The organism is Streptomyces sp. NPDC020299, from assembly GCF_044387825.1.
In the GTDB taxonomy this organism is placed as follows: domain Bacteria; phylum Actinomycetota; class Actinomycetes; order Streptomycetales; family Streptomycetaceae; genus Streptomyces.
The window spans coordinates 71069-94991 of record NZ_JBIRWL010000017.1; the positions used below are offsets into that span (position 1 = coordinate 71069).

Below are 23923 nucleotides of genomic sequence, written 5' to 3' on the forward strand. Positions count from 1 at the left end.
TCTGATGTCCGTGGTCGACCGTCAGGAGTGGGACGTCGTCGTGGTCGGCGCGGGCGGCGCCGGGCTGCGCGCCGCCATCGAGGCGCGTGAGCGGGGCGCCCGTACGGCGGTGATCTGCAAGTCGCTGTTCGGCAAGGCGCACACGGTGATGGCCGAGGGCGGCATCGCGGCGGCGATGGCGAACGCCAACGAGCACGACAACTGGCAGGTCCACTTCCGGGACACCATGCGCGGCGGCAAGTTCCTCAACCAGTGGCGGATGGCCGAGCTGCACGCCCAGGAGGCGCCGGACCGGGTGTGGGAGCTGGAGACCTGGGGCGCGCTGTTCGACCGTACGAAGGACGGCCGGATCTCGCAGCGCAACTTCGGCGGCCACGAGTACCCGCGCCTCGCGCACGTCGGTGACCGTACGGGCCTGGAGCTGATCCGCACGCTCCAGCAGAAGATCGTCGCGCTCCAGCAGGAGGACCACCGCGAGACCGGGGACTACGAGTCCCGGCTGAAGGTGTTCCAGGAGTGCACGGTCACCCGCGTCCTGAAAGACACGGCATCCGACAGCGGCTCCGCCGCGGGCCAGGTCTCCGGGGTCTTCGGGTACGAGCGGGAGACCGGCCGGTTCTTCGTCCTGGAAGCCCCCGCCGTGGTGATCGCCACCGGTGGCATCGGCAAGTCCTTCAAGGTGACGTCGAACTCGTGGGAGTACACCGGCGACGGGCACGCCCTCGCGCTGCTGGCCGGGGCGCCGCTGCTGAACATGGAGTTCGTGCAGTTCCACCCGACGGGCATGGTCTGGCCGCCGTCGGTGAAGGGCATCCTGGTCACCGAGTCCGTGCGGGGCGACGGCGGGGTGCTCAGGAACTCCGAGGGCAAGCGGTTCATGTTCGACTACGTCCCGGACGTCTTCAAGGAGAAGTACGCCGAGTCCGAGGACGAGGGCGACCGCTGGTACGAGGACCCGGACAACAACCGGCGCCCCCCGGAGCTGCTCCCCCGGGACGAGGTCGCCCGCGCGATCAACTCCGAGGTGAAGGCGGGCCGCGGCTCCCCGCACGGCGGGGTCTTCCTGGACGTGTCGACGCGGATGCCGGCCGAGGTCATCAAGCGCCGGCTGCCGTCGATGTACCACCAGTTCAAGGAGCTGGCCGATGTCGACATCACGGCCGAGGCGATGGAGGTCGGGCCGACCTGCCACTACGTGATGGGCGGCATCGCGGTCGACTCCGACACGGCGGCGGCGCGCGGGGTGCCGGGGCTGTTCGCGGCCGGGGAGGTCGCGGGCGGCATGCACGGCTCCAACCGGCTCGGCGGCAACTCGCTCTCCGACCTGCTGGTCTTCGGGCGCCGGGCGGGCTGGCACGCGGCCGAGTACGCGGCGGGCGCGGCGGCGGCCCGGCCGCCGGTGGACGACGCCCAGGTGGACACGGCGGCGGCGGAGGCGCTGCGGCCGTTCTCCGCCGAGGCGGAGAGCGCGGAACCGGCCGACGGGCCGCCGGAGAACCCGTACGCCCTCCACCAGGAACTCCAGCAGACCATGAACGACCTGGTCGGCATCATCCGCCGCGAGGGCGAGATGGAGCAGGCGCTGAAGAAGCTCGGGGAGCTGCGGGTACGGGCGCGGCGGGCCGGGGTCGAGGGGCACCGGCAGTTCAACCCCGGCTGGCACCTCGCCCTGGACCTGAGGAACATGCTGCTGGTCAGCGAGTGCGTGGCCCGGGCGGCGCTGGAGCGCACGGAGTCGCGCGGCGGGCACACCCGTGAGGACTATCCGTCGATGGACCGCGCCTGGCGGCGGCTCAACCTGCTGTGCCGGCTCACCGATCCCACCGGCGGACTGGCGGCGACGGACCCGGTCCGCGGCCAGATCACGCTCTCCCAGGAGACCACCGATCCCATCCGTCCCGACCTGCTCGCCCTCTTCGAGAAGGAGGAGCTGGTCAAGTACCTCGCCGAAGAGGAGCTGTACGAGTGAGCAGCTACGAGGCCCGCTTCAAGGTGTGGCGGGGTGACGCCGGGGGCGGCGGCCTGGAGGACTTCGAGGTCGAGGTCAACGACGGCGAGGTGGTGCTCGACATCGTCCACCGCCTCCAGGCCACCCAGGCGCCGGATCTCGCGGTGCGCTGGAACTGCAAGGCGGGCAAGTGCGGTTCGTGCTCCGCGGAGATCAACGGGCGGCCCCGGCTGATGTGCATGACGCGCATGTCGGTGTTCGACCGCGAGGAGACGATCACCGTGACCCCGCTGCGGGCCTTCCCGGTGGTCCGGGACCTCGTCACGGACGTCGGCTTCAACTACCAGAAGGCCAGGGAGGTCCCCGCCTTCGTCCCGCCGGCCGGTGTCGCCCCCGGCGAGTACCGCATGATGCAGGAGGACGTGGACCGGTCGCAGGAGTTCCGCAAGTGCATCGAGTGCTTCCTGTGCCAGGACACCTGCCATGTCGTCCGGGACCACGAGGAGAACAAGACGGCGTTCGCCGGTCCGCGCTTCCTGATGCGGGTGGCCGAGCTGGACATGCATCCCCTGGACGCGGCGGCCGAGACCGGCCTGGACCGCAAGGGCACGGCCCAGGACGAGCACGGACTCGGCTACTGCAACATCACCAAGTGCTGCACGGAGGTCTGCCCCGAGGGCATCAGGATCACGGACAACGCGCTGATCCCGCTGAAGGAACGCGCCGTCGACCGCAAGTACGACCCGCTGGTGTGGCTGGGGTCGAAGATCAGGCGGCGGACCTCGTAGCGGCGCGGCCGGGACGCCGGGCCAGGAGCTGGAGCCCGAGCCCGGCCATGAACATCAGCCAGCCGATGACCGGCAGCGGGCTCAGCCCCGCCTCGGCGAGCGGCCCCAGGAACATGAACAGGGTCATGCCGACGGCGCCGAGCAGCGCCCCGCAGCCCCACAGCCGCGGGCGCAGGACCCGCCCGCGGGCCCCGGGCATCACCCAGCCCGTCGCGACGGCCGCGCCCCCGGCCGCCGTCAGCAGCAGCACGGCCAGGACGGCCGCCACCACCAAGTACATGTGCATGACGGTCATGATCCCACGAGGGTCGTGGCCTCAGGCCTCCGCCCGCAGATAGCCCGAGTGCGCCACCCGGCCGAGCAGCCGCAGCCGGGTGTCCGTGGTCATGTGCTTCTCGAAGGCCTCCTGGACGCCGGGCCACTTGGGGTGCCCGAAGTCGTCCAGGACGACGATGCCGCCGGGCGCGACGATCTCCTCGGCCCACTCCAGGTCCGCCGCGACACCGGCGGCGGAGTGGTCGCCGTCGACGATGATCACGCCGTAGGAGCGGTCGGAGAGCAGGGCGCGCACCCCGGCGTCCTCGGAGAAGCCCTGCTGGATCCGGGCGGCGGCACCGGCGGCGCCCGCCAGGGCCAGGTTGGTGCGCACCGCGGCTCCCCGCACGGGGGCGCCCGACGCGTCGTCCGCCATGGTGGTGCCGGGCTGCAACTGCGTTCCGGCGAGCGGGTCGACGATCGTCAGGCGCGGGTCACGGCCGGCGCGCTCCATCATCCGGATCAGGGCCGCGCCGAACATCCCGTAGAGGGTGCCGATCTCCAGGATGTCGTCGTTCGGCGGGTCGAGCAGCGGTACGGCGGACAGCTTGCCGACGATGTTCATGGTGCCGCCGGCGATCCGGCCGACCCCCAGCGCCTCCATCGCGGCGAGCAGCCGGAACGCCTGGGCGACGTTGCGCTCGGCGCCGTCCCTGTCCCCGGTGACCTGGGTGAGCTCCGTGATCGCGCGGTCCAGGTGCGCGGTGGACGGCAGCCGTGACACGCCGCGCCCGGTCGCGTCGAGCAGCAGTTCCAGGGGCCGCTGGCGGTCACGCAGCCTCTTGATCTCCTTGCGCAGGTCGTCCGGGGAGATGTCGTCGACGGCTCTGCGGATCTGGCGCTCGATGCGCTGGTCGATACGCTGGTCGATGAGTTCGGTCACCGGTCGCAGGGCGCGGCGGACGGCCTTACTGGTCAGTGCGGATCGCATCAGTTGAACCTTCACAGGGACGGGAGATGTGGACGCTAGGCGGCGCACAGCACCCGCACAACCAACGGACGCGCCCGTCGAGGAGAAGCGCACATGACGACCCTGCGAAGGAACCTTGACCTCAGCCGACCCAGCCGTCCCGGTACGCCGCCCAGTCCTCCTCCGTCGCGGCGAAGTCCACGTACAGGGCGACCCCGAACCGGGCGCGGTCCGCGTCGGTGCGGGACAGGCCCAGGCGGACGCCCCGGACGGCGGCCGGGACGGTCTCGGCCCAGCCCCAGTGCCCGAAGCGGTTCTCGTAGTAGAAGGGCAGGCCCATGAGGAGGTCGGTGGTGGGCGGGGTGACCTCCAGGGCCAGGGAGGTCTGCTGGGCGACGTAACCGCCGTACAGGCTCTGCGCCGGCTGCATGGTGTCGTACGACATCACGGCGATCTGGTCGACGCGGCGGGCCACCTGGCCGAAGTACGCCTGCGACCACCACTTGGGGTGGTTGGTGAGGGTGCCCCACAGGGAGTGGAAGGCGGGCAGCGGGTCGATCTGGTGGGCGGCGACGGAGAGCAGGGCGTGGTGCTCGCGGGTGACGCGGCGCAGGTCGTCGAGGAGACCGAGGTAGTCGCGGTCGCCGGAGTGCAGGGGCTCCAGGTCGAAGTGCGCACCCTGGAAACCGGCGGCGAGGATCTCGCGGGTGGAGCGGACGACGGCGGCACGGGTCGCCGCGCGCTCCAGGCGCAGGCCGTCCGGGGACTCGCTGGCCAGTACGTCGCCCAGCCAGGCCTGGACGCGGACGCCGGGCAGTTCCCGGTGGACGGCGGCTATCAGCCAACCCGCCCTTGGGTAGTCCGATGTGGGGAGGGTGCCGTCGTGTTCCAGGGGGCCGGAATGGACGTACAGGTCGCGGATGCCGGTGCCTCGCAGGCGGCGGGCGAGGGATTTGACGTCCTGGTCCTTCTTTCGGCCGTCCACCCAGGCGTGGCCGAGCCAGATGGCGTCCTTGCCGCGGGTGTACGTGCCGTCCGCGGGGTCGCCGGTGTAGTTGACGCGGAGGGCGACCTCGGCGGTGAGGAGGGGGAGGAGGAGCAGGAGGGCCAGGGTGAGGGCGGTGCGCTTTGCCCAGCGGCGCTTCTGCGTGTTCGCGGCCTCGGCTTCGCCTTCGGCCTTTTCGTTCCCACCCGCACCACCCGTGCGGCTTTCGTCGTCGGGTGCGGGTGGCCCCTGTGGGGGGTGTTCGCCGTCGGCGGCCGCGGGTTGAGTCCTCTCCTGTTTCGGTTCCTCGTCCATTCCCGTCCTCCCCGTAGTCCCGTTCCACCGGCCGACCGTCCCGGTCGCGGAGCCCGTTACCTGCCCATACGCTCCGAAATGTGACGTCAACCTTGATCCGGGGCCGGCCGCGGCACGCCACGTCGCGCATAGCCGTGCGGGTGGCGCACGCCGTGCTGGGCGGTGCGGCCGGGGCCGTGTGGCTGGTGTTGCCGGGGATGACGAGCGGTGCCCAAGATCCGGTTCCCGTGGCCCGCGCCGAGCCGGTCGCGGGTGCCGCCGTGGCGGCGGGGGACGAGACGTCGCCCACCGACCTGGTGCTGCCGCTGGTGGCGGCGGGCGCGGTGGGGGTGCTGGCCGGGTACGGGTACGTGCGGCGCACCCGGCGGGCCCGGAGCCGTACGACGCCCGGGGTGGTGTCGGTCCGGCCGCCGGCGCCGACGGTGGCCGACTTCGAGCGGCAGGCGCGGACCGCACTGGTCGTCGCGGATGACAGTGTCCGCACCAGCCGCGAGGAACTCGGCTTCGCCGAGGCCCTGTTCGGGGCGGAGGCGGTGGAGCCGTTCGAGCGGGCGCTGCGGGCGGCCCAGACGGAGCTGGCGGCGGCGTTCGCCATACGCCGGCGGTACGAGCGGGGCGTGCCGCAGGACGAGCCGGCCCGGCGGCAGGCACTGGTGGGGGTGGTGGGGCGGTGCGCGGAGGCCGGGCGGCGGCTGGACGCCGAGGCGCCCGCGTTCGACGGGCTGCGGGCGCTGGAGCTGGGGGCGGATGAGGCCCTGGCGGTCGCGGAAGGACGGTTCCGGGAGCTGGCGGGGCGGACGGGCGAGGTGGCCGCGGTGCTGGACGAGCTGGGTGGGCGGTTCACCACGTCGGCGGTGGAGCCGGTCACGGGGTACGTCGAACAGGCCAAGGACCGGCTGGTGTTCGCTACCGGTCACCTCAACGCGTGCCGTCAGGCTGCCGACAGGGATGAGCGGGAGCGTGCCGCGCGCCATCTCCGGGCCGCCGAGGGGGCGATCGCCCAGGCCGGCGTCCTGGTCACCGGCGTGGAGCGGCTCGCGGCCGAGGTGCGGGAGGCGGCGGAGCTGGTGCCGGCGGCGCTGACCGGTGCGGAGGCGGAGATCGCGGCGGCGCGGCGGGCCGAGGCGACCGAGGTGCCCGCCGGGGAACTGCGGGCACGGATCGCCCGGGCCGACGGTGTACTGGCCGCCGTACGGGGGCAGCTGACCGGGGGGCCGTACGATCCCGTGGGCGCCCTTCGGCACATCGCCCGGGCCGTGGAGCCGCTGGGGGTCGGCCGGGCCGGGGTGGTGACGGCGGGGGCGCTGCTCGTCGCCCGCAGTGCCGTGGGCGCCGCGGAGGATTTCATCGGCATGCACCGGGGGGTCGTGAGCGCCGAGCCCCGCACGCTGCTGGCGGAGGCCGCCCGGCTCCTGTCCGGCGGCGCCCCCGGGTACACCCAGGCCGACCGGCTCGCCCGCGACTCCCGGGACCTGGCCGAACGCGACGTCCGCGCCCACGGCACCCCCTACCCCGACGCCGGCCCCCCTGCCAGCTTCGGAGGCCCGGAAACCCGGGACCGCCGGACCCTGCCGGGGGCTTGAGCGGGCTTTCGAGCCCGAGGCTCACTCCGGTGGCCCCCGCCGGGGGGCTCCGCCCCCAGACCCCCGGTCTATGCCCACCCACCACTCGTGCGAGTGGGCTGGAAGGCGCGGCTCTCGATTATCAGCCCGTCCGGCGCTTGAGGACGAGGCCGTTCAGGCCGAAGGGGGTCCAGGGGGCGCAGCCCCCTGGCGGGGCCGAAGGGGCGGAGCCCCTGGGGACGATGGGGGTCCCCCCGCTCGAGCGAAGCCGAGAGTGGGGGAGGGCAGGGGCGGCGGGGGCGAGAAAAAGGCTGGGCCAGCCCCCGCCGGGCCACCGCCGGCCGTTCAGAACAGGCTCAGCAACGCCTCCGCCGGGTCTGTCAGGCCGGTTCCGCCGTCGGGTAGGGGGAGTTCGAACCAGACCGTCTTGCCCCGGGGGGTCCGGCGGGAGCCCCACGCGGCGCTGAGGAGGCCGACCAACTGCAGGCCGCGGCCACCCTCGTCGGTGTCGCGGGCGCGGCGGCGGCGGGGCTGGACCAGGCCGGAGTCCCAGACCTCGCAGACCAGGGTGCGGTCCAGCAGGAGGCGGAGGCGTATCTCGCCCTCGCCGTAGCGCAGGGCGTTCGTCACCAGCTCGCTGACCAGCAGCTCCGTGGTGTCGATCAGGGGTTCGAGCCCCCAGCTGAGCAGCTGCCCGCGCGCGTACTCGCGGGCGCGGCCGACGCTGCGCGGCTCGCGCGGCAGCGTCCAGTCGCCCACGGACTCGGCCGGCAGCCCCTGCACACGGGCCATCAGCAGCGCGATGTCGTCCTCGCCGTGGTGGGTGTCGAGGGTGTTGAGGACGTGGTCGCAGACGTCCTCCAGCGGCTGGGTGGGGTCGGTCAGCGCGTCCACCAAGGCCTGGAGGCCCTCGTCGAGGGGATGGTCGCGGGATTCGACCAGTCCGTCCGTGTAGAGCGCGAGGAGCGCGCCCTCGGGGAGGTCGACCTCCACCTCCTCGAAGGGTTCGCCGCCCACGCCCAGCGGCATGCCCGGCGGCACGTCCAGCATCAGCGCGCTCTCACCGGGTTCCACCAGCACCGGCGGCAGATGGCCCGCGTTGGCGAAGGTGCACCGCCTGGTCACCGAGTCGTAGACGGCGTACACGCAGGTCGCGAGGTAGACCTCGGACAGGTCGGCGTCCCGGGGCTGGCGGGCCGTGCGGGTGGCCTGCTGGACGCCTCCGGGCGTGCCGAGGCCGCGGGCGATCTCGTCCAACGCGGCCAGGACCTCGGCGGGTTCGAGGTCGAGGAGGGCGAGGGTGCGGACCGCCGTGCGGAGTTCGCCCATCGCGACCGCCGCACGCAGGCCCCGGCCCATCACGTCCCCGACCACCAGCGCGGTCCGGGCACCGGGCAGTTCGATGACGTCGAACCAGTCGCCGCCGACCTCGGTCGCCGCGTTGCCGGGCAGGTAGCGGCAGGCGATGTCGAGGCCGGAGGCCTCCGGGTCGCCGGGCGGCAGCAGGGACCGTTGCAGTATCAACGCCCGTTCGTGCTCACGCCGGTAGAGGCGGGCGTTGTCGATACAGACCGCCGCGCGCGCCGCCAGCTCCCAGGCCAGGTCCCGGTCTCGGTCGCCGAACGGCTCGCTGCCCTTGGTACGGGCGAACTGGGCGAGTCCGACGACCGTGTCGTGGGCGACCATCGGGACGGCCAGCGTGGACTGGACGAGCCCGCCCTCCTCCGCGGGGACGAACTGCGGGCGGGCGGTGCGCAGGGCGTCCGCGCAGGCCGAGTTGAAGGCGTAGTGGTGGACCGCGCCGACCGCGACGGGCGCCCCGCCGCCGGCGAAGGGCGCGTCCGAGACGGCGCTGGCGAAGGCCACGCGGCGCAGCTCCGCGCTGCCGTCGGCGAGTCCGGGCGGGGTCTCGTCACCGGTCAGCAGGCCCTGGTAGAGGTCGACCGTGGCGAGGTCGCAGAAGCCGGGCACGACGACGTCGAGGAGTTCGCGGGCGGTGGTCTCGAGGTCGAGGGAGTTCCCTATGCGGGCGCCCGCCTCGTTGAGGAGGGCGAGATTGCGCCGTGCGGCGGCGGCCTCGCGGGCGGCGGCGCGGCGGGCGGTGATGTCGGTGCCGAGCCAGGCGACGCCGATCGGCCGGCCGCTTCCGCTGTGCACGCGGTAGAGGTTGATGGACCAGTGCCGGCGCTCCTCCGAGCCCGGTACGAAGCCCGTGACGTGCATGTCCGTGATGGAGTTGCCCGTCTCCAGGACCCGGCGCAGGGTGGCGGCGACCCGCTCGGCCTCGCCGCGTTGCAGGTAGTCGTGGACGCCGAGGCCCCGGTGGTCGTCGGGGGTGCCGCCGAAGGTGGCGGCGAACTGCTGGTTGGCACGGCGGACCCGCAGGTCGGTGTCGATCAGCAGGAAACCGAAAGGAGATTGACCGAATATCGCCTGCGAGGCGGCCAGATCGGTCTCGATGCTACGCAGGGTGCGCACGTCGACGACGATGCAGACGGCGGCCTTGTCACCCTCCGCGGTGCGGGTGGGCATGACGTAGACCTCGGCGAGGCCCTCCTCGCCGCGCTCCCCTTCCGCGGTGTCGGGCATCCGGAAGGGGACCACTCCGGTCCACTCCCGCCCGTCGAGGATCTCGGCCATCTTCCGCTGGCCGCGCTCGTACAGATCGGGGTCGATGAAGGCCTCGACGGGGTCCATACCGATGGCGCGTTCGGCCGGAATGCCGAAGAGCTGCTCGGCGCGCAGGCTCCATTGGTCGACGAGCCCCTTGGCGCTGATGGAGAACGACGCCACCTTGATGTAGTCGTAGATGGAGCCGGGCGGACTGCTCTGCCACATGGCGTCCACGGGCGGCCGCTCCTCCACGGCCTTGGCCCTAGCGCCGTCCGACGGGTCCTCGGACTCCGTGGCCTTCGCTGGTATCTCGCTCACGCGAACCGTCCCCTCCAGCTCACCGCGTCCGGCACCGGTCACCGGGGGCGGCTGCCCGCAGTATCCAGCACTACGGCGCCGCACAACACGGTGTTCACGATCACAGCACGTTCCCGGTGGTTTTCGGTCCGGGGCGTGACAACACTTCCAGTCTTCTAACCAGCCGACACGTCGTCGAATCACACATGACGGCAACGTTCCGTGACAGGAACCGGTCGGTGGACAGCGCGGCCTGGTGTGTACAAGTACGACGCTCAGCGCGGAACCGCCAGCTCGAACCAGACCGTCTTGCCGGTGCCTCCGGGCCGGGTGCCCCAGCGGCGTGAGGAACCGGCGACCAGTTGGAGACCGCGGCCACCCTCCTCGTCGGGACGCGGGGCGCGCTCGTGCGGCGGGTCCGGGAGCGGGTCGGAGACCTCCACCAGCAGGGTGTCGCCGAGTTCGGCGGGGCGTACCAGGCGTACGCCGATGGGTCCGGTGGCGTGCCGCAGGGCGTTGGTCACCAGCTCACTGACCAGCAGCGCCGCGAGGTCGGCGAGGCTGTCGAGGCGCCAGCCGCACAGTTGGTCGCGGACCGCTCCGCGGGCGGAGCGCACGGCGCCCGGTTCCGCGGGAAAGGTCCACTCGGCGCAGTCGCCATCGGTGTCGATCACGCCGATCACTTCCCAGGCCAGCGAGCCCACCCATGTCCGGTTTCATGGGGTTAATGGGCACATACCCGGTATCCAGTGCCGAATATCGTCTTGGACAGCGCCCAGTGACACGAACGGCGTACGGGGCTCAGCGCAGGCGCGCGGCCACCTCCCGCACCGCCGGGACGTCCTGGTCGAGCCAGGGCACGTCCCAGAGCCGGTCCGGCGCGAGCCAGCGCAGTTCGTCGTGGTCCTGGAGGGGCTTGGGCCCGGGGGAACCGGCGCACGGGCGGGCGGTCCACACCTGTAGGACGTACGGGTGCCTGAGGGGCCACTCCCCCGGCACGCGCTCGACGACCTCGGCGTCGACGCCGAGTTCCTCGCGCAACTCCCGCACCAGGGCGTCCTCGGGCGACTCGCCGGGTTCCACCTTGCCGCCGGGCAGCTCCCAGCGCCCCGCCAGCTCGGGCGGCGCACTGCGCCGCGCGGCGAGCAGACGGCCGTCGTCGAGCAGCGCGGCTCCGACCACCACGATCCGTTCGGTCATGCGCCGGAGCCTAGGGCCTGTCCGGCGGATCAGGTCGCAGGAGACGGGCGGTGACTCATCGACGCTGGTGAGCGGGGCTTGGTGCGGCCGGCTGCAAGGCGGAGGAGGGCGTGCCAAGCCTCACGTCCGCGACATGACCAGCGGGACAGGCCCAGTGCCCCGGCGGGCGACGTTCGCCCCGTCGCGACGCCCGGCACGCCCGCTCGCCACACCGGCCGAAAGCCCAAGTACGTCCGGCCCGCCGGGGGGGCCGTCCGGCCGGCGCTCCCCCCAGCCTTCGGCCCTTGCCCGCCGGGGCACCGGCCCCTGGACCCAGCGGAGTCGGCCGGAGGTCAGGGGCGTGAGCCGTTGCCGTTCTGGCCTATGCGTTCGACCCAGTAGATCTGCTTGTGGCCGCGGTCGTCGAGGCTGTCGGCGATCTTCTGGGCCTCGGCGCGGGTCGCGTACCGGCCCACGCGGTAGCGATTGCCGCTGTCGTCCTGCCGTATGACGAGCCACGGCAGCGAGACCGTGCCGTTGGCGTCGTTCATCGCACCCCACCTCTTCTTCCGGCCCTCGCCCGTCCGTCTCCCGTCCCCGGCTCCCGCCGTGCCCCGCCCGCTGAGGAAACCGCAGTCCGCATATGCCCGACCCTACGCCTAACCTTCACGCAGCGAATACGGCTTTTCACCAAGAGGTACGCAACCGGCCAGAACGCGGGGGGCGCACGATGACGAGTGCGCCGTCCGTGCGCATCGATGCATCGGGTTGACGGGTCGCCGGACACACCGGGGATCACCTGGGAAAACGGCCGGAACCCAACGGCCCGTGCGCGGGCGGGAGTCGGCCGACCGGACCGGGCAACTGCCCGGGGGGTGTGCGCTACTTCACTGGAAGGTGGTACGCGACACGGTAGCGATCGGCGGGGATCACGACGTCGGCGGTCTCCACGGGACGGCCGGAGGCGTAGTAGGTGCGCTGGACGACGATGACGACATGGCCGGGGACACCGCCCAGGGTGAGCAACTCCTCGGCGAGGCCGGGGCGGGCGCCGACCTCCTCGGTGACGTTGTCCACGATGACGTCGATGGCGCGCATCCGCTCGACGACGCCCATGCCGCCGAGGGGGCCCTCCTCGGGCAGCATGACGGGGGTGCGGCCGGTGACCGCGAGGGGCTCCCAGGAGGTGGAGAGCATCATCGGCTCGCCGGCGTCCCGGAAGACGTACTTGGTGCACATCACCCGGTCGCCGGGGCGGACGCCGAGCCGCTCGGCGATGGCGCCGCTCGCCTGGGCCTGCTCGCTGCGGGACTCCCAGGTGCCGCGCGCGGCGGCATCGGCCTGCTCCTGCCGGAAGGGCGTGGCGCCGGCGGGCGGGCGGAAGCCGGAGCGGGCGATGCGCCGGGGCGCGGGCCGCTCGCGCACATACGTCCCCGAGCCGGAGCGGCCCTCGACCAGCCCCTCGGCCATCAGCACCTTGCGCGCCTCCAGGGCGACCGTGTCGGAGACGCCGTACTCCTCGCGGATTCTGGCCTGGGAGGGCAGGCGGGCGTGGGGCGGCAGCGAACCGTCGACGATCTTCTTGCGGAGATCACCCGCGACGCGCAGATACGCCGGCTGCTCACCGAAAGTCACAGGCCGCTCCCATCAGGTTGTACAGACAGCAACAGCCTGGCAACCGTGGGTTGTGCCACGCAAGCAAAGGCCAGAGAATCACTCGATGTGATGACATCTGCCCGGGGCAGGCGTTTCGCAGGCGGTTTCTCCCCGCTACAGCCTCCGTCACACCTCCAGGCCGCTGTCGTCCTCGGACGGCGGGGTCGTGGTCAGCCCCAGAGCCTTGCGCGCCGTCACCGTCCGGTCCGGGTCGATGAGCTTGAAGCCGCTGTCGTAGTGCGCGTAGAAACCGTCGGCGTCGGCGGCCTTCGCGGCCTTCGCCCACTCCGCCCGTGCCTTGTCGAGGTCGCCCGCCAGCCCGGTGACCGGCTTCTCGGCGGCCGCGGGCCAGTCGTGCCCGCGCAGCATCCCGGCCTGCTTCTCCAGAGCCGCCGCCACGCGCCGCGCCCACGCCTTGTGGCCGGGCAGGTCGTCCTCGACGTACTCCGCGTCCGGCGCGGTGTCCATGGCCGCGTTGAGGACGTGCGCCGCCTTCAGATAGGCGACCTGGTCGGCGTCGAGCATGGTCTCGTCGTTGCGCAGCGAGCCGGTCAGGCCGGCGCCCTCGTCGGTGTTGCCGAACACACAGGTGACCTCGCGGTCGCCGAGCGCCCAGCTGTCCCGGGTGGGTGTGAGGTAGTAGACGTCGACGTTGCCCGGAACGGCCCAGCCGTCCATGGCGTAGCCGTCCTGAAGGCCGTAGCAGCGGTCGTCCGCGCGGTCCGTGACGGAGGAGTCGCCGGGATACGAACCGCCGCCCCCGATCTGGAAGGACGCGAACACCTCGCCGTCGTGCTCCCTGTCGCAGGGCACCTCGTCGACGTCGTACGTCACGCCCTCCAGCGAGCCGCCGGGCGCGTTGAAGCACTCGCCCTTCTTCAGCGAGATGCTCGCGCCGTCCCGCGCGCCCTCCCTGAAGCCCTTCCAGAACTCGGCCGCGCCGCCCGTCACCAGTGCCACCGTCCACAGCGCGAGGCCGATCCCGGACAGCACGCTGCCGGCGATCGCCATGCCCTTCCCGCGCTCCCCCCGCTTCCTGATCTGCGCCAGCGCCACCAGCCCGAGCACCAGGCCCACGCCCGGCAGGAAGCAGAGGATGCCGAGCACGAGGGCGGCGATGGCGAGCCCGTTCACCGCCGCCGGCCGGTTGTACGGGCTGTAGCCCTGCGTCCAGGGCTGGTACGGCGGCCCGCCGTAGGGGCCCTGCGGGTACGGGGAGTACGGCGGGTACGGCGACGGCGGCGGATATTGGCCATCGGGCTGGTGGGAACCGGGAGGCGGAGGTATGGACACGGGTACCGTGCTCCTGGGGTCGGGGCGGCGGCAGCGCTGAACTGACGTACGACTGCGCGCATCGTAAGCGCGCCGCTGATGGGGGTGTAATGCAGGTCGCGAGTGCGACGGTCCAGGGGGTGAACCGACTCACCACACGGTGGGCGGGGGCCGTGGAGGGCGGCACGGTGTTCTCGGCGGCCGGTGTCTGGCCGCTGCTGGCCTTCCTGGCCGACGGGGCCGCGGGCCCGGCCCGGGGCGAGCTGGCGGAGGCCCTCGGGCTGCCCGCCGAGCAGGCGGCGGGAGCGGCACGGGAGTTACTCGGCACCATGGGCGCCATGACCGGGCTGAACTGCGCCCTGGGGCTGTGGACCGACCGGACGCTCCGGCTGCGCGAGGAATGGCGGGCGGGGCTGCCGGCCGACTCGCACGGGGTGCTGAGCGGCGACCGGCCCACCGACCAGGAGGCCCTGGACGCCTGGGCGACGAAGCGGACCGGCGGGCTCGTGGAGCGCATGCCGGTCACGCTCACGGACGACGCCAGGATGGTCCTCGCCACCGCCCTGGCGCTGCGCACCGACTGGCCGCGCCCCTTCGACGAGCGCCCGCTGCGCCCGGACGCCGGGCCCTGGCAGGGCCGTACGCTCGTCGGCCTGAACCGCAGGAGCGTCCGGCCCGAGCGGATCGGGGTGGCGAACACCCCGCACGGTTACGTGACCGCCCTCAAGGTCCCCGGGGACAACGGCTTCGACGTCCATCTGGTCCTCGGCGAGGAGCGGATGACACCGGGACAGGTACTGGCCGCGGGCGTGGGCGCGGTGGAACGCGCGCTGCCGCTGACCGGGGGCGGGCAACTGCCGTACGGGCACGTCGGCCCGGGGCTGCACATCGAACGGGAGCCCGCCGTCTCCCCGGAGCCGGTGACCCTCGACGTGACGACGACCGCCTTCGACGTGCGGGACGACCACGACCTGCTCGGCCTGCACCGCCTGTTCGGACTCACGACCGCACAGGACACCCGGCAGGGCCACTTCCCCGGCATCGGCCCCGACCCGCTCGCCATCGGGGCGGCCCGGCAGTCGACGGTCGCCGAGTTCGGCGCCCTGGGCTTCCGCGCGGCCTCGGTGACGGCCGTGATGCCGGCGCCGGGAAGCGGCCCTCCCCAGTACCGCTACGAGACCACCGTCGTCCGCGCCGTCTTCGACCGCCCCTTCGGCTTCCTCGCGGTCCACCGGGAGACACAACTCGTCCTGGTGGCAGGCTGGATCACGGACCCGCGGCCGTATCAGGGGATGGCCTTCCCCGGCGGGTTCTGACCTCGGCGGGCGGCCTCGCGCCGGGCCGCGTCTCGGCAGCGGGCCGCGGTCGCCGCCGGGCGCGCGGCGGCGCCGATGCCGTTACCGCCCGCGGTCGGCGCGGCCTCGGTGACCGCGCGGCCGGATCCGCTGCCCCGACTCACCTCACCGGCGTGCTGCTCCACAACCGCAGCAGCACCCGCTCCGGCTGCTCGCCGCGCGCCAGTAGGCGGGCCGCGCGGGGCCAGGTCTCCGGGGGGAGCCCGTTCTCGGTGATCAGGTGGTAAAGGGTGGGGCCCGGGCCCGGGAGTGTGAGCAGTTCACCCAGGAGCCTGGCCTCGGCCGGGGCGGCTGCGGTGGCCAGGACGAGGTCCAGGGCGTCGGAACCGTAGCGTTCGACGAGCTTGAGGCCGTCGTCGCCGGCCGCCAGCAGCCATGGGGTGAGCCGGTCCGTGCGGCGGCCGTGCTTCTCGCCCTGTTCGATCAGCAGCCGCAGCACGCGCTGACCGGAGCGGCCCGCCAGCAGCGGCAGCCAGCGCGGCCCCCACAGGTCCACCGCCTCGGCGCTGCCCGGCAGCCGCTGCTCCACGACCGCCGCGGTGACCGCGACCCGCAGCCCCCAGCGAGCGCCCACGGACAGCACGGCCTCCAGGGAACGCAGCGCCAACTCAACTGTGAGGGGTTCCAGTTCTGCGAGCACACGGCGCTGTTCGGGGCTGAGCCCGAGCCGCTCGGCATACTGCTGCGCGACCACGCCGAGCCCCTCGCGCAGCAGGGTGCGCAGGGTGAGCGGCGGGTCGTCGGAGGCCAGGATCAGCGGGAGTTCACGACGGGCCCGCGGATCGAGGGCGCCCTCGGGATCGGTGGCGTGCAGCCGCAGCAGGGCGGTGCGCTGCGCGGGGCCGGCCAGGGCGCCCAGCAGCGGCAGCAGGGCCGGGTCGGCCGCCAGTGCCCCGGTCACCTCGGGGGCCGTACCCGGGCCGAGGACGGCGGCACCGACGCGGTGCGCCAGCCGGGGCCCGTTGACGGCCCAGTCACGGATCCGTTCGGGGCGCTGTACGACGTTGCCGATCACCCAGTCCAGCTCGTTGCCCAGGTCCAGTTGCCAGCGCGACCAGGCGACCGCGGCGGCCGGGCCGAGCGGCTCGGTCTGCTCCACGGTGTCGTAGCCGCGCTCCTTGAAGGCCGCGACGACGTCGGACAGGGGGTGGCCGATCCCGTCGGCGTACCCCTTGAGCCGGGCCATCGCCGTCTGGTCCAGGCCGAGTTCCAGCGCGTGCCGCAGGCCCTCGGTGCCGAGTCCGGCGAGCGCCGCCCGGGTGTCGGGGAAGCGGTCGGCGATCTCGGCGATGTCCAGGTCGCCCTGCTCGGACAGCCAGCGGGCCGCGAGCACCGGGTGGGCGCACACGACCGGCCAGTCGGCGGGGGCCGTGCCGAGCAGGGCGCGTACCGCGTCGCGCCCCGAGACCTCGGCGTCGGCGGCGATCTGGAGCAGCACCCGCGCGTCCACCGCGCCGGCCGTGTCCTGGTCCACGATCTGCACCCAGCCCAGGCCGAGCACGGTCAGGTGCTCGGGCTGGCGCAGCCCTTCGAGCAGCCGCCGCCACATCTGCGGGGTGTAGCGGGCGAGCAGGTCCACGTCCTCGCCGTGCAGATGGGGCCGCAGCAGGTCGAGCAACTGCGGGTCGTCGAGGCGGCCGGCGAGGAACTGCAGGCTGGGCGCCGGGATCTGGGAGAGCAGCGCGACCAGCGGGTCGTCCATACCGGCGACCGCGGCCGCGAGCCGCTCGGGCGCGACCTCGGGGACGGCCGTGCACAGCCGCCCGTAGAGGCCGACACGGCGGATGCCCTCCAGCTCCCGCAGCGCGGTGGCCATCGTCAGCCCGTCGGCGCCCACCTCCCGGCGCGGGTCGAAGACCTCGGCGAGCCGGCCCGCCACGGGCAGCAGCCGGCGGGCGGCCTCGTCGTACAGGTCACGCTCCGCGGGCCCGAGCAGCGCCGACATCAGGCACTCCCGGAAGACGGACCGGGGCACGCCCGACAGGGCGGTCACCAGGCGGCGCATGCCCGCCTCGTCGAGCAGCCTGTTCTGCTTGCGCAGGCCCGGCGCGTTCTGCAGGGAGCGCACCGCCACCAGCAGTTCCGTGTCGGTGCCGAAGCAGTCGGCCAGCTGTTCCAGCAGGTTCGCGCGCGGCCCGGGCCGCATCGTGCGGTCGACGCCGCCCAGTCTCAGGGTCCAGCCGGCGGCGAAGGTGCGCCGGCGCCGTGCCACGCCGCCCCTGCTGTCCAGGATCTGCTCGTAGTACTCCTCCAGATCCGGGTCGGTGACGAACGGCAGCCGGTCGGCGGCCATGCCCGCGATCCGCGGCGAGGCGATCGACAGGTCGTCCCAGTCGACCTGTTCGACGTGTCCGCCCCGCACCCGCTGCAGGTTCCGCAGTGCGGCGGACGACATCCGGCCCGCGACGACCACACGGGCGCGCGAGGCGCGCGAGGCGATCCGGCAGGACACGTTCACCAGCTCCTCGGGCGGCACCAGCAGCCAGCCCGCGCCGGAGAGCAGTGTGGCGCCGCGGGTGCCGCGCCGCCGCTGGTCGAAGGCGGCCACGGCGATCACGTCCGGGCCGTGCTCGTGGAGCAGGCCGAGGCGCAGCGACTCGGGGTTGATGCCGAGCCGTTCGCCGCCGCTGTACTGCGCCGTGTCGTCATAGACCAGCAGGGCCTCCGCCGCGGCCAGGTCGGCGCCGGCACGGGCCTGTTCCTCGTCGTGCGCGGCGCGGGCGAGGGTGTCGGCGAGCCGGCCGGGGCGCAGCGCGGGCACCCGCTGGAATCCGGCCGTCTCCAGATAGCCGTAGAGGTCGGCCGGGCCGTCGACCGGTCCTCTGGCGCCGGGCGGCAGTCCGCAGGCCATCCAGCCGGCCAGCCGGGTCAGGGCGCGCACCTGCACCTCCCGCCACTGCGCCAGGGCCTGGTCCCCGCTGCCCGCGCTCGGCACGTCACCGCCGAGGAGCAGCGCGGTCGGCAGGGACATGCCCTGGGCGCCGGGCATGCGGCCCTCGCGCGGGATGTAGCCGTGCCGGCCGGTGCCCGCCAGGACCACCGACCCGAAGTTGACCACGAGGTGGTCGGGTGAGAGCTCGACGGGGACGAAGCCGGCGTGTGCCATGTCGTCCAGGGCCCGGCCGAGGGGGACCAGGGTGCGCAGGGCTCCGGCGGGTGTCCAGCGGTGCCCGTCGGCGAGCATCGAGTCGAGGTCGTCGCGGTCCGGCAGCGCGTGCAGCGGCACCTTCTTGTTGCCCGGCGCCCAGGCCGTGATCAGGGCGGGCGGCAGCTGGGGGTGGTCGACGACGTCCAGGAGCGGGGGTGTGACGGGGCTGCCGGCGGCGAGCAGCGTGGCCGCCCGTCCGCGGTCCCTGACGCTGGGGAAGAACCGCAGCGCGCCGTAGGCGTCTTCCTCCGCGTCCTTGACGAGCCGGGTGGCGCGCAGCGCGCTCGCCCCGGAGGAGCGCAGGTGTCCGGGGCGCAGCTGCGCGGTACGCGGTTCCCAGTGGCGTCCGGAACGGCCGCGGACCCGGGTGACGAGCCGGCCGAACGTGGTGTGGTCGGTCATCGTGGCCCGCCTCCCAGGGTGCTCAGCGCCGTTTGCAGGGCCGTGGCCCGGCGGGCGCGGGCGAGGTCGATACGGACGCGGTCGACGTTGGTGAGGCGGTACGTCCGCTTGGACAGGCAGGTCATGAGGGCGTTGGTCAGCACCGGCCCGTAGCCCTGACCGGTGAGGAACCTCCGGGCGGGGGCGATGGCCTCGTAGGTGGTCTGCTCCGCGTACAGCAGGCGGCGGTGCTCCTCGGAGAGGCGTTGGAGGGCGGCCGCGTGGGCCAGGGTGGCGCCGAGCATGTAGATGTCGAAGCGCTCGGCCGCGGGGGACTTCTCACTCGGCTCGTCGGTGCCCTCGGCCGACGGCGGCGCGTAGGCGGCGGTGGTGGTGTCGACGCGTCCGCCGATCCGCACGGCCGCGTCGTAGTCGATCAGGACGTAGCGGGCGGGCGGGCCCAGCACCAGGATGTTCTCCGGTTTGATGTCGGCGTGGATCCAGCCCTTGGACGACTTGTCGTCCGCGTGCCGGTCGGCGTGCAGGGCGGCGAGGGTGTTGCACAACTGTTCGGCCAGGTCGAGCAGTTCGTCCTCGGTGTAGGGCCGGTTCGCGGCCTTGCGGGCGTCGATGTCCTGCTGGAGGGTGATGGAGGCGCCGCCCTGCTGTCCGATGAACTGCTGCACGAGGAAGCTCTCGACCGGTGGCCGCGGGTGGCCGGCCTCGGTCAGCGACGGGGAGGGCTGGGATTCCACGCTGATCACGACGGGGCACTGCTGGGTCAGCTGGGCCGCCTGCTGGGCGGCGTGCAGTCCCTGCCGGCGTGCCTTCTGGTGCTGGGACAGGGTGGCGAGGACGTTGCGCGGGTCGTCCAGGGCCGTCTCGGGCCACCACATGCCCTTGACCACGACGTCCTGGCCGGACCAGCGGTCCTGGGCGCGCAGGGCGTACCCCTGGCCGCCCCGGGAGAGGATCTCGACGGTGCCGAACCGCCCGTCCATCCCGAAGTCGGCGGGCACCCATGCCTTGCGCGGGGAGCCGTTCTCGTCGGGGCTGTCGGCGTACACCCACTGCGGTACGAACGTGGTCACGCCTCGCTCCCGAAGCCGATCCGGAGCCGGACGGTACCCAGGCCGAGGCAGAGTTCGTCGCCGTCCTCCAGCGCGTACGGCGTCCCGGTGGCGAGCCGGGAGGACTTCGGGCGCCCCTGGAAGTCGAGCTCCGGGTTGAGGAACGACGCGTTCCGGTCGGGTTCGGGGAGGTGCTCGACCATGGGCTTCCCGTCGTCGTCGAGGAAGATCCGCACATGGAGGCGGGAGACGTCCTTGGCCTTCTCCTCGTCCAGCCCGGCGGTGACGACCGTGACTTCGGGGTGGCTGCGCGAGGGCCGGCCCAGCGTCAGGCCGGCGGGGGGCACGGTGAGCGTGTCCCGGGTGCGATGGCCGTGCAGTACGGTCACCCGGACCGGGCCGGTGCCGGGCGCGGGGGGTGGCTCCGCGACGATCTCGCGGACGTCGAAGTAGCACGAGCGGCAGTACCAGCGGTGGCCCTGCCTGTGCACGTGCTGGGGCTGCAGTTCCTCGTCGGCGTGTACGCAGCCGGAGGTGTCGGAGGTGTGCCGGAACCGTTTGTCCGAGCCGGGGTGGAGCAGACCCGCCTTGCGGAGCTTCTTGAGCCGGTCGCGTTCTATCTCCTCGTCGGTGGCCACGCCGAGGTGGCGCAGGCTGAGGATGACCTCGCCGCGCATCCGGCGCACGCTCCACACCCGGGAGTTGTTGCCCTGCAGCCAGGGGTGCTCGCGGCGGGCGTAGCGGAAGTTGTCGTTGGAGACGATCGCCGCGTCGTACTGGTCGGCGAGGGAGAGGATCCGGTCGTCGGCGTCGCCCCGGTGGACCTGGAGCCAGCGGGCGCGCTCTGCCTGTTCGACGAGCTTCTGGTCGTCCAGGTGGCGCCGGACACTGGCGTCCAGGACGGCGATGGCGTCCGCGCCGGGATGCCGGCGCAGCCATGCCTCCCGTACGTCGACGACCCGGGAGAACAGCCAGCGGGTCTGGCTGGTCGCGGCCACGTTCGACGCGTCGATGATGACGGGGACGCTCATGACCCGCTCCGGCGCGGCGGCTGGGTGGGGGCGTCGGCGCCGCCGTGGCCGCCGTGGTCCTGCCCCCTGTCCGGTGCGCCGCGGTAGGGGCCGCCGTAGGAGTGCCGGCCGCTGCCGCCGCTCGAACCGTATGCGCCGCCGTCCTCGGAGCCGTACCCGTCCTCGGAGCCGTACCCGTCCTCGGAGCCGTATCCGTCGTCGCCGTATCCGCCACCGCCGTACGACCCGCCGCCGTACGAGCCTCCGCCGTACGACCCGCCGCCGTACTGGCCGTCGTCATCGTCGTACACGCTGCGCTGTGTGCGGTGCTCGCGGATCTTGTCGGGCGGCTCGACCTCGATGTCCTTGAACCAGTCCCGTTTGTTGCGGCTGGAGCTGCTGCGGCTGGAGGACGCGCGGGACTCGTTGAGCACGTCCTTCGACCGCATCCCCCCGCGGAGTCCGCCGATCGCCTGCTGGAAGGAGGCGATCAGCCCGGGATCCGGGATCCGGCGGGCCCGCTCGATCCCCTCCTCGTAGATCCGCTCCTCCTCGGTGGTGGAACCCGCCGCGGCGACCCGGTTGTTGATCTCCTGGTCGAGTTCCGCGGCGGCGGCCTCGCGACCGTATTCGGGGCGGAGGATCTGGGCGTACGGATCGTTCACGAACCACGCCTTGGTCGTCACCGGCGCCAGCTCCCGCGCTCCGGGTCCCGAGCCGAGCCGTCCGGTCGCCTTGGCGACGAGGAGCTCGGTCGGGCTGGTCCGGTCGGGCGCCCGCAGCTTCAGCACATAGCGCAACTGGGCCTCCTCGCCCGCGCCGACCGCGCCCAGGGTGAGCCGTACCCTGCTGGGGCGCCGTCCCCCGCCGTCGGACACCACGCTGTCGAGGCGCCGGCGGACCGGGTCGATCTGGTAGACGGCGACGATCTCGATGAAAGGGCTGATCTCCAGGGACAGTTCGGCGCTGCCCGCGACCACGTCCCGGCTGTAGGCGGCGAAGCTCGACGCGATCTCCCGCATCTTCTCGGCGGCGGTCGCGCGGGAGGACACGTGAGCGGTCATCCCGGTCGGCGCGAGCCCTTCCAGCAGGGGGTAGTCGGCGCCTTCGCCGATGCCGATGACGTCGGTGTGCAGCTCGCGTCCTGCCGCCTCCCGGGCGATCGCGGCCAGCTGCCCGGGTTCGGTCGCACCGAAGTTGGGCAGCCCGTCGCTGAGCAGCACGAGCCGGCGGGAGGCCGCCGTGCGCCGGTCCAGCTGCGCGTAGGCCTCCCGCAGCGCGCCCTCGATACTGGTCCAGCGGCGCTCGTCCTCGGCATTGCCGCTCCAGCTGCCCCTGTCGCGCAGTTCGGCCGCCGTTCCGGAGAAGCGCAGGCCCGCCTTCTGCGCGAAGGTGAGCACGTCGACCCCGGCGTCCGGGGGCAGCGCGGCGACCAGCTCGCGCACCCCGGACTCGGCCACGTCCTTGCGGCTGGCGTCCCGCGGGTCGTCCGGGTCCGCGAACTCGTTCGTGGAGGAGTTCGCCTTGATGCCCATCGACCAGCTGTCGTCGACCGCGAGCACATAGGCGATGCCCTCCGCGATCCGGTCGGCGCGGCGCAGTTCGCGCGGGGCGACCGCCAGGTAGAACTCGTCGCCGACATTGACCTGCGGCCGGTCCACTCCGAGTTTGATGTCCTCAGTGGTCATACGTCCTTCGCCTCCCCGATCCCGCACACCAGTGCCGTGGCGTTGTCCCAGCCGCCCAGGGCCTCCGCCCGCTGGACGAGCGCGGCGGCGAGCGCCGGGGCGAGCGGTCGTCCCGGCTCCTCCAGCTTCGAGGCCAGTTCGGCCAGTACGGCGCCGAACCAGCGGTCCCGCTCGGGTTCCGTCGCCCCGTCCGAGGCGAGCAGCAGCAGGTCCCCCGGGGCGAGGACGACGGTGGTCTGCGTCCAGCGGCCGGGACCGTTGCCGAGGTAGTTGACCAGGGCGGACCCGTCGCCGTGGGCGTGCGGGCTGACCCGCAGCCGCTCGGCGTAGCCGGTGTGGGCGGGGGTCAGCTTCCATGCCGTGTACGGCAGTTCGCGCGTCGGTGGGCCGCCGGGCACCGGTGCGCGCAGAGGCCGCACCAGCCAGGCCTCCGCGTCCCCGACGGACACCAGGCTCGCCGTGCCGTCCGGGCGCACCGTGGCCAGGACGCCGGCCGCGCTGCCCGTCTCAGTGGCCCGGCCGATGAACACGTCCAGTTCGTCCACGAGTTGCTGCGGCGGCAGGTCCTCCTCCAGCCGCCAGCGCCGCTCGGTCTGCCGCAGTGCCGCCTGGGCGGCGATCCGGCCGGAGCCGTCCCCGGCGCCGGTCACCCCGTCGAACACGGCGCACCGCACCGTGCCCGAGGCGCCCCGGGCGGCGCCCGCCGCGTCCTCGTTGTCGGTGCCCGGGTCGCCCTTGGCCTTGCGGGAGCCGACCGCGCTCTCCTGGTAGCAGGTGGCCGACACGCCGGCCGGGGCGCGGCGCGCGAGGGCCTCGTGCAGCGGCGCCATCCCCGCTGCCACGCCCTGCCGCAGGTCATGGCCCAGGAGCCGGTGGCACACCGCGTCGAGGCCGGGCGGGAACGTGCCCGCGAACACGCCGAGCAGCTGGAGCGCGTCCCGCAGGTCCAGGCAGGGCCGCTCGGCCACGGCGTCCACCAGCGCCTGCACCAGGGCACGCCGGTCACGGGGCGCGGGCGCGACCTCACGCCGGTCGTGGAACTCGATGCCGCCCTCGAGGTCGTAGCGGGGCAGCGCGGCGATCTGCCAGCCCTCGTACGCGTCGTACCGTACGGACTCGGTCATCAGGCATCCCGGCCCGAGCCGATGCAGGGCGGAGTCCACCCTGTCCCAGAGGGCGGGCAACTCCCCGATCAGATGGTCGCGTTCGGGCCTGCCGTGCTCGTCGACGCACTCGCGCAGAGTCGGTGCCAGGTCCTGGTCCCAGCGGACGGCGATCTCGGGGACGGCGACGGCCACGAACTCGGGCGTCTCCATCTCCTGGGTCTCCACGGGCGTTTCGGTCGTCACCGGGTCCGGGCTCCGCTCCCCCGCGAGGTCGCCGTCCACATCGTCGCCGTGGCCGATGACGGCGTCACCGTGTTCGCTCACG

The 23923-nt window shown here is 73.3% G+C and carries 18 protein-coding genes; 4 read left to right on the forward strand and 14 right to left on the reverse strand.

Translation table 11 applies throughout. The features are described from left to right. Positions 1-4: 4 nt before the first annotated feature. The gene (locus ACH45E_RS34695; RefSeq protein ID WP_361447698.1) at positions 5-1969 is read left to right on the forward strand and encodes a fumarate reductase/succinate dehydrogenase flavoprotein subunit; all 1965 of its coding nucleotides are present in this window, start codon (positions 5-7) and stop codon (positions 1967-1969) included. Continuing rightward, positions 1966-2736, forward strand: coding sequence for a succinate dehydrogenase/fumarate reductase iron-sulfur subunit (locus ACH45E_RS34700; RefSeq protein WP_361447696.1), 771 nt, complete (start codon positions 1966-1968; stop codon positions 2734-2736). The genes ACH45E_RS34695 and ACH45E_RS34700 overlap by 4 nt, the downstream gene beginning before the upstream one ends. Here the strand turns inward: ACH45E_RS34700 and ACH45E_RS34705 are convergent. From ACH45E_RS34705 to ACH45E_RS34715, 3 genes are all read right to left on the reverse strand, one after another. Next, positions 2717-3031: a hypothetical protein gene (locus ACH45E_RS34705; protein WP_361447694.1), complete on the reverse strand. Its 315-nt coding sequence runs from the start codon at positions 3029-3031 to the stop codon at positions 2717-2719. The genes ACH45E_RS34700 and ACH45E_RS34705 overlap by 20 nt on opposite strands. Before the next feature lie 21 nt (positions 3032-3052). After that, positions 3053-3982: a class I SAM-dependent methyltransferase gene (locus ACH45E_RS34710; RefSeq protein WP_361447692.1), complete on the reverse strand. Its 930-nt coding sequence runs from the start codon at positions 3980-3982 to the stop codon at positions 3053-3055. Positions 3983-4103: 121 nt separating this feature from the next. Further along, the gene (locus ACH45E_RS34715) at positions 4104-5261 is read right to left on the reverse strand and encodes a hypothetical protein (protein WP_361447690.1); all 1158 of its coding nucleotides are present in this window, start codon (positions 5259-5261) and stop codon (positions 4104-4106) included. A gap of 80 nt (positions 5262-5341) precedes the next feature. Between ACH45E_RS34715 and ACH45E_RS34720 the strand changes: the two genes are divergently transcribed. Continuing rightward, positions 5342-6844, forward strand: a complete 1503-nt coding sequence (locus ACH45E_RS34720) for a hypothetical protein (protein ID WP_361447688.1) — start codon at positions 5342-5344, stop codon at positions 6842-6844. A 324-nt stretch (positions 6845-7168) separates the two neighbouring features. Here ACH45E_RS34720 and ACH45E_RS34725 read toward each other — a convergent pair whose 3' ends face one another. From ACH45E_RS34725 to ACH45E_RS34750, 6 genes are all read right to left on the reverse strand, one after another. Then, positions 7169-9754 carry a SpoIIE family protein phosphatase gene (locus ACH45E_RS34725; RefSeq protein ID WP_361447686.1) on the reverse strand — a complete coding sequence of 862 codons (2586 nt, stop codon included), beginning with the start codon at positions 9752-9754 and terminating at the stop codon, positions 7169-7171. A 254-nt stretch (positions 9755-10008) separates the two neighbouring features. Continuing rightward, positions 10009-10437 (reverse strand): ATP-binding protein, encoded by a 429-nt coding sequence (locus ACH45E_RS34730; RefSeq protein WP_361447684.1) that lies wholly within the window; start codon positions 10435-10437, stop codon positions 10009-10011. A 97-nt stretch (positions 10438-10534) separates the two neighbouring features. Beyond that, positions 10535-10933, reverse strand: a complete 399-nt coding sequence (locus ACH45E_RS34735; RefSeq protein WP_361447682.1) for a (deoxy)nucleoside triphosphate pyrophosphohydrolase — start codon at positions 10931-10933, stop codon at positions 10535-10537. A gap of 332 nt (positions 10934-11265) precedes the next feature. Continuing rightward, positions 11266-11463, reverse strand: coding sequence for an SPOR domain-containing protein (locus ACH45E_RS34740; RefSeq protein ID WP_361447680.1), 198 nt, complete (start codon positions 11461-11463; stop codon positions 11266-11268). A 331-nt stretch (positions 11464-11794) separates the two neighbouring features. Beyond that, positions 11795-12547 (reverse strand): GntR family transcriptional regulator, encoded by a 753-nt coding sequence (locus ACH45E_RS34745; protein WP_361447678.1) that lies wholly within the window; start codon positions 12545-12547, stop codon positions 11795-11797. Between the two features lie 147 nt (positions 12548-12694). Beyond that, complete coding sequence (locus ACH45E_RS34750) at positions 12695-13861, reverse strand: DUF4190 domain-containing protein (protein ID WP_361447676.1); 1167 nt, start codon at positions 13859-13861, stop codon at positions 12695-12697. Between the two features lie 89 nt (positions 13862-13950). Here ACH45E_RS34750 and ACH45E_RS34755 point away from each other — a divergent pair, with 89 nt between their 5' ends. Then, positions 13951-15156, forward strand: a complete 1206-nt coding sequence (locus ACH45E_RS34755; protein ID WP_361447674.1) for a serpin family protein — start codon at positions 13951-13953, stop codon at positions 15154-15156. 139 nt (positions 15157-15295) lie between these two features. On the opposite strand, the gene ACH45E_RS34760 is transcribed toward ACH45E_RS34755, so the two are convergent. Genes ACH45E_RS34760 through ACH45E_RS34780 form a run of 5 tightly spaced genes read right to left on the reverse strand, consistent with a single transcriptional unit; the run spans position 15296 to position 23922 of the window. Next, complete coding sequence (locus ACH45E_RS34760; protein WP_361447672.1) at positions 15296-18745, reverse strand: hypothetical protein; 3450 nt, start codon at positions 18743-18745, stop codon at positions 15296-15298. Next, positions 18742-19815, reverse strand: a complete 1074-nt coding sequence (locus ACH45E_RS34765) for a hypothetical protein (RefSeq protein WP_361447670.1) — start codon at positions 19813-19815, stop codon at positions 18742-18744. Before ACH45E_RS34765 ends, ACH45E_RS34760 begins: the two co-directional genes overlap by 4 nt. Then, the gene (locus tag ACH45E_RS34770) at positions 19812-20825 is read right to left on the reverse strand and encodes a hypothetical protein (protein WP_361447668.1); all 1014 of its coding nucleotides are present in this window, start codon (positions 20823-20825) and stop codon (positions 19812-19814) included. The genes ACH45E_RS34765 and ACH45E_RS34770 overlap by 4 nt, the downstream gene beginning before the upstream one ends. Continuing rightward, positions 20822-22492 (reverse strand): vWA domain-containing protein, encoded by a 1671-nt coding sequence (locus ACH45E_RS34775; RefSeq protein ID WP_361447666.1) that lies wholly within the window; start codon positions 22490-22492, stop codon positions 20822-20824. Before ACH45E_RS34775 ends, ACH45E_RS34770 begins: the two co-directional genes overlap by 4 nt. Beyond that, positions 22489-23922: a hypothetical protein gene (locus tag ACH45E_RS34780; RefSeq protein ID WP_361447664.1), complete on the reverse strand. Its 1434-nt coding sequence runs from the start codon at positions 23920-23922 to the stop codon at positions 22489-22491. Before ACH45E_RS34780 ends, ACH45E_RS34775 begins: the two co-directional genes overlap by 4 nt. Between the last annotated feature and the right edge of the window lies 1 nt (position 23923).

What these genes read in the sequence shown, in the direction of transcription:
- ACH45E_RS34695 (WP_361447698.1), top strand. Translation starts at nt 5, where the DNA reads ATGTCCGTGGTCGACCGTCAGGAGTGGGACGTCGTCGTGGTCGGCGCG.
- ACH45E_RS34705 (WP_361447694.1), bottom strand. Translation starts at nt 3,031, where the DNA reads ATGACCGTCATGCACATGTACTTGGTGGTGGCGGCCGTCCTGGCCGTG.
- ACH45E_RS34710 (WP_361447692.1), bottom strand. Translation starts at nt 3,982, where the DNA reads ATGCGATCCGCACTGACCAGTAAGGCCGTCCGCCGCGCCCTGCGACCG.
- ACH45E_RS34715 (WP_361447690.1), bottom strand. Translation starts at nt 5,261, where the DNA reads ATGGACGAGGAACCGAAACAGGAGAGGACTCAACCCGCGGCCGCCGAC.
- ACH45E_RS34735 (WP_361447682.1), bottom strand. Translation starts at nt 10,933, where the DNA reads ATGACCGAACGGATCGTGGTGGTCGGAGCCGCGCTGCTCGACGACGGC.
- ACH45E_RS34740 (WP_361447680.1), bottom strand. Translation starts at nt 11,463, where the DNA reads ATGAACGACGCCAACGGCACGGTCTCGCTGCCGTGGCTCGTCATACGG.
- ACH45E_RS34755 (WP_361447674.1), top strand. Translation starts at nt 13,951, where the DNA reads ATGCAGGTCGCGAGTGCGACGGTCCAGGGGGTGAACCGACTCACCACA.
- ACH45E_RS34760 (WP_361447672.1), bottom strand. Translation starts at nt 18,745, where the DNA reads ATGACCGACCACACCACGTTCGGCCGGCTCGTCACCCGGGTCCGCGGC.
- ACH45E_RS34770 (WP_361447668.1), bottom strand. Translation starts at nt 20,825, where the DNA reads ATGAGCGTCCCCGTCATCATCGACGCGTCGAACGTGGCCGCGACCAGC.
- ACH45E_RS34775 (WP_361447666.1), bottom strand. Translation starts at nt 22,492, where the DNA reads ATGACCACTGAGGACATCAAACTCGGAGTGGACCGGCCGCAGGTCAAT.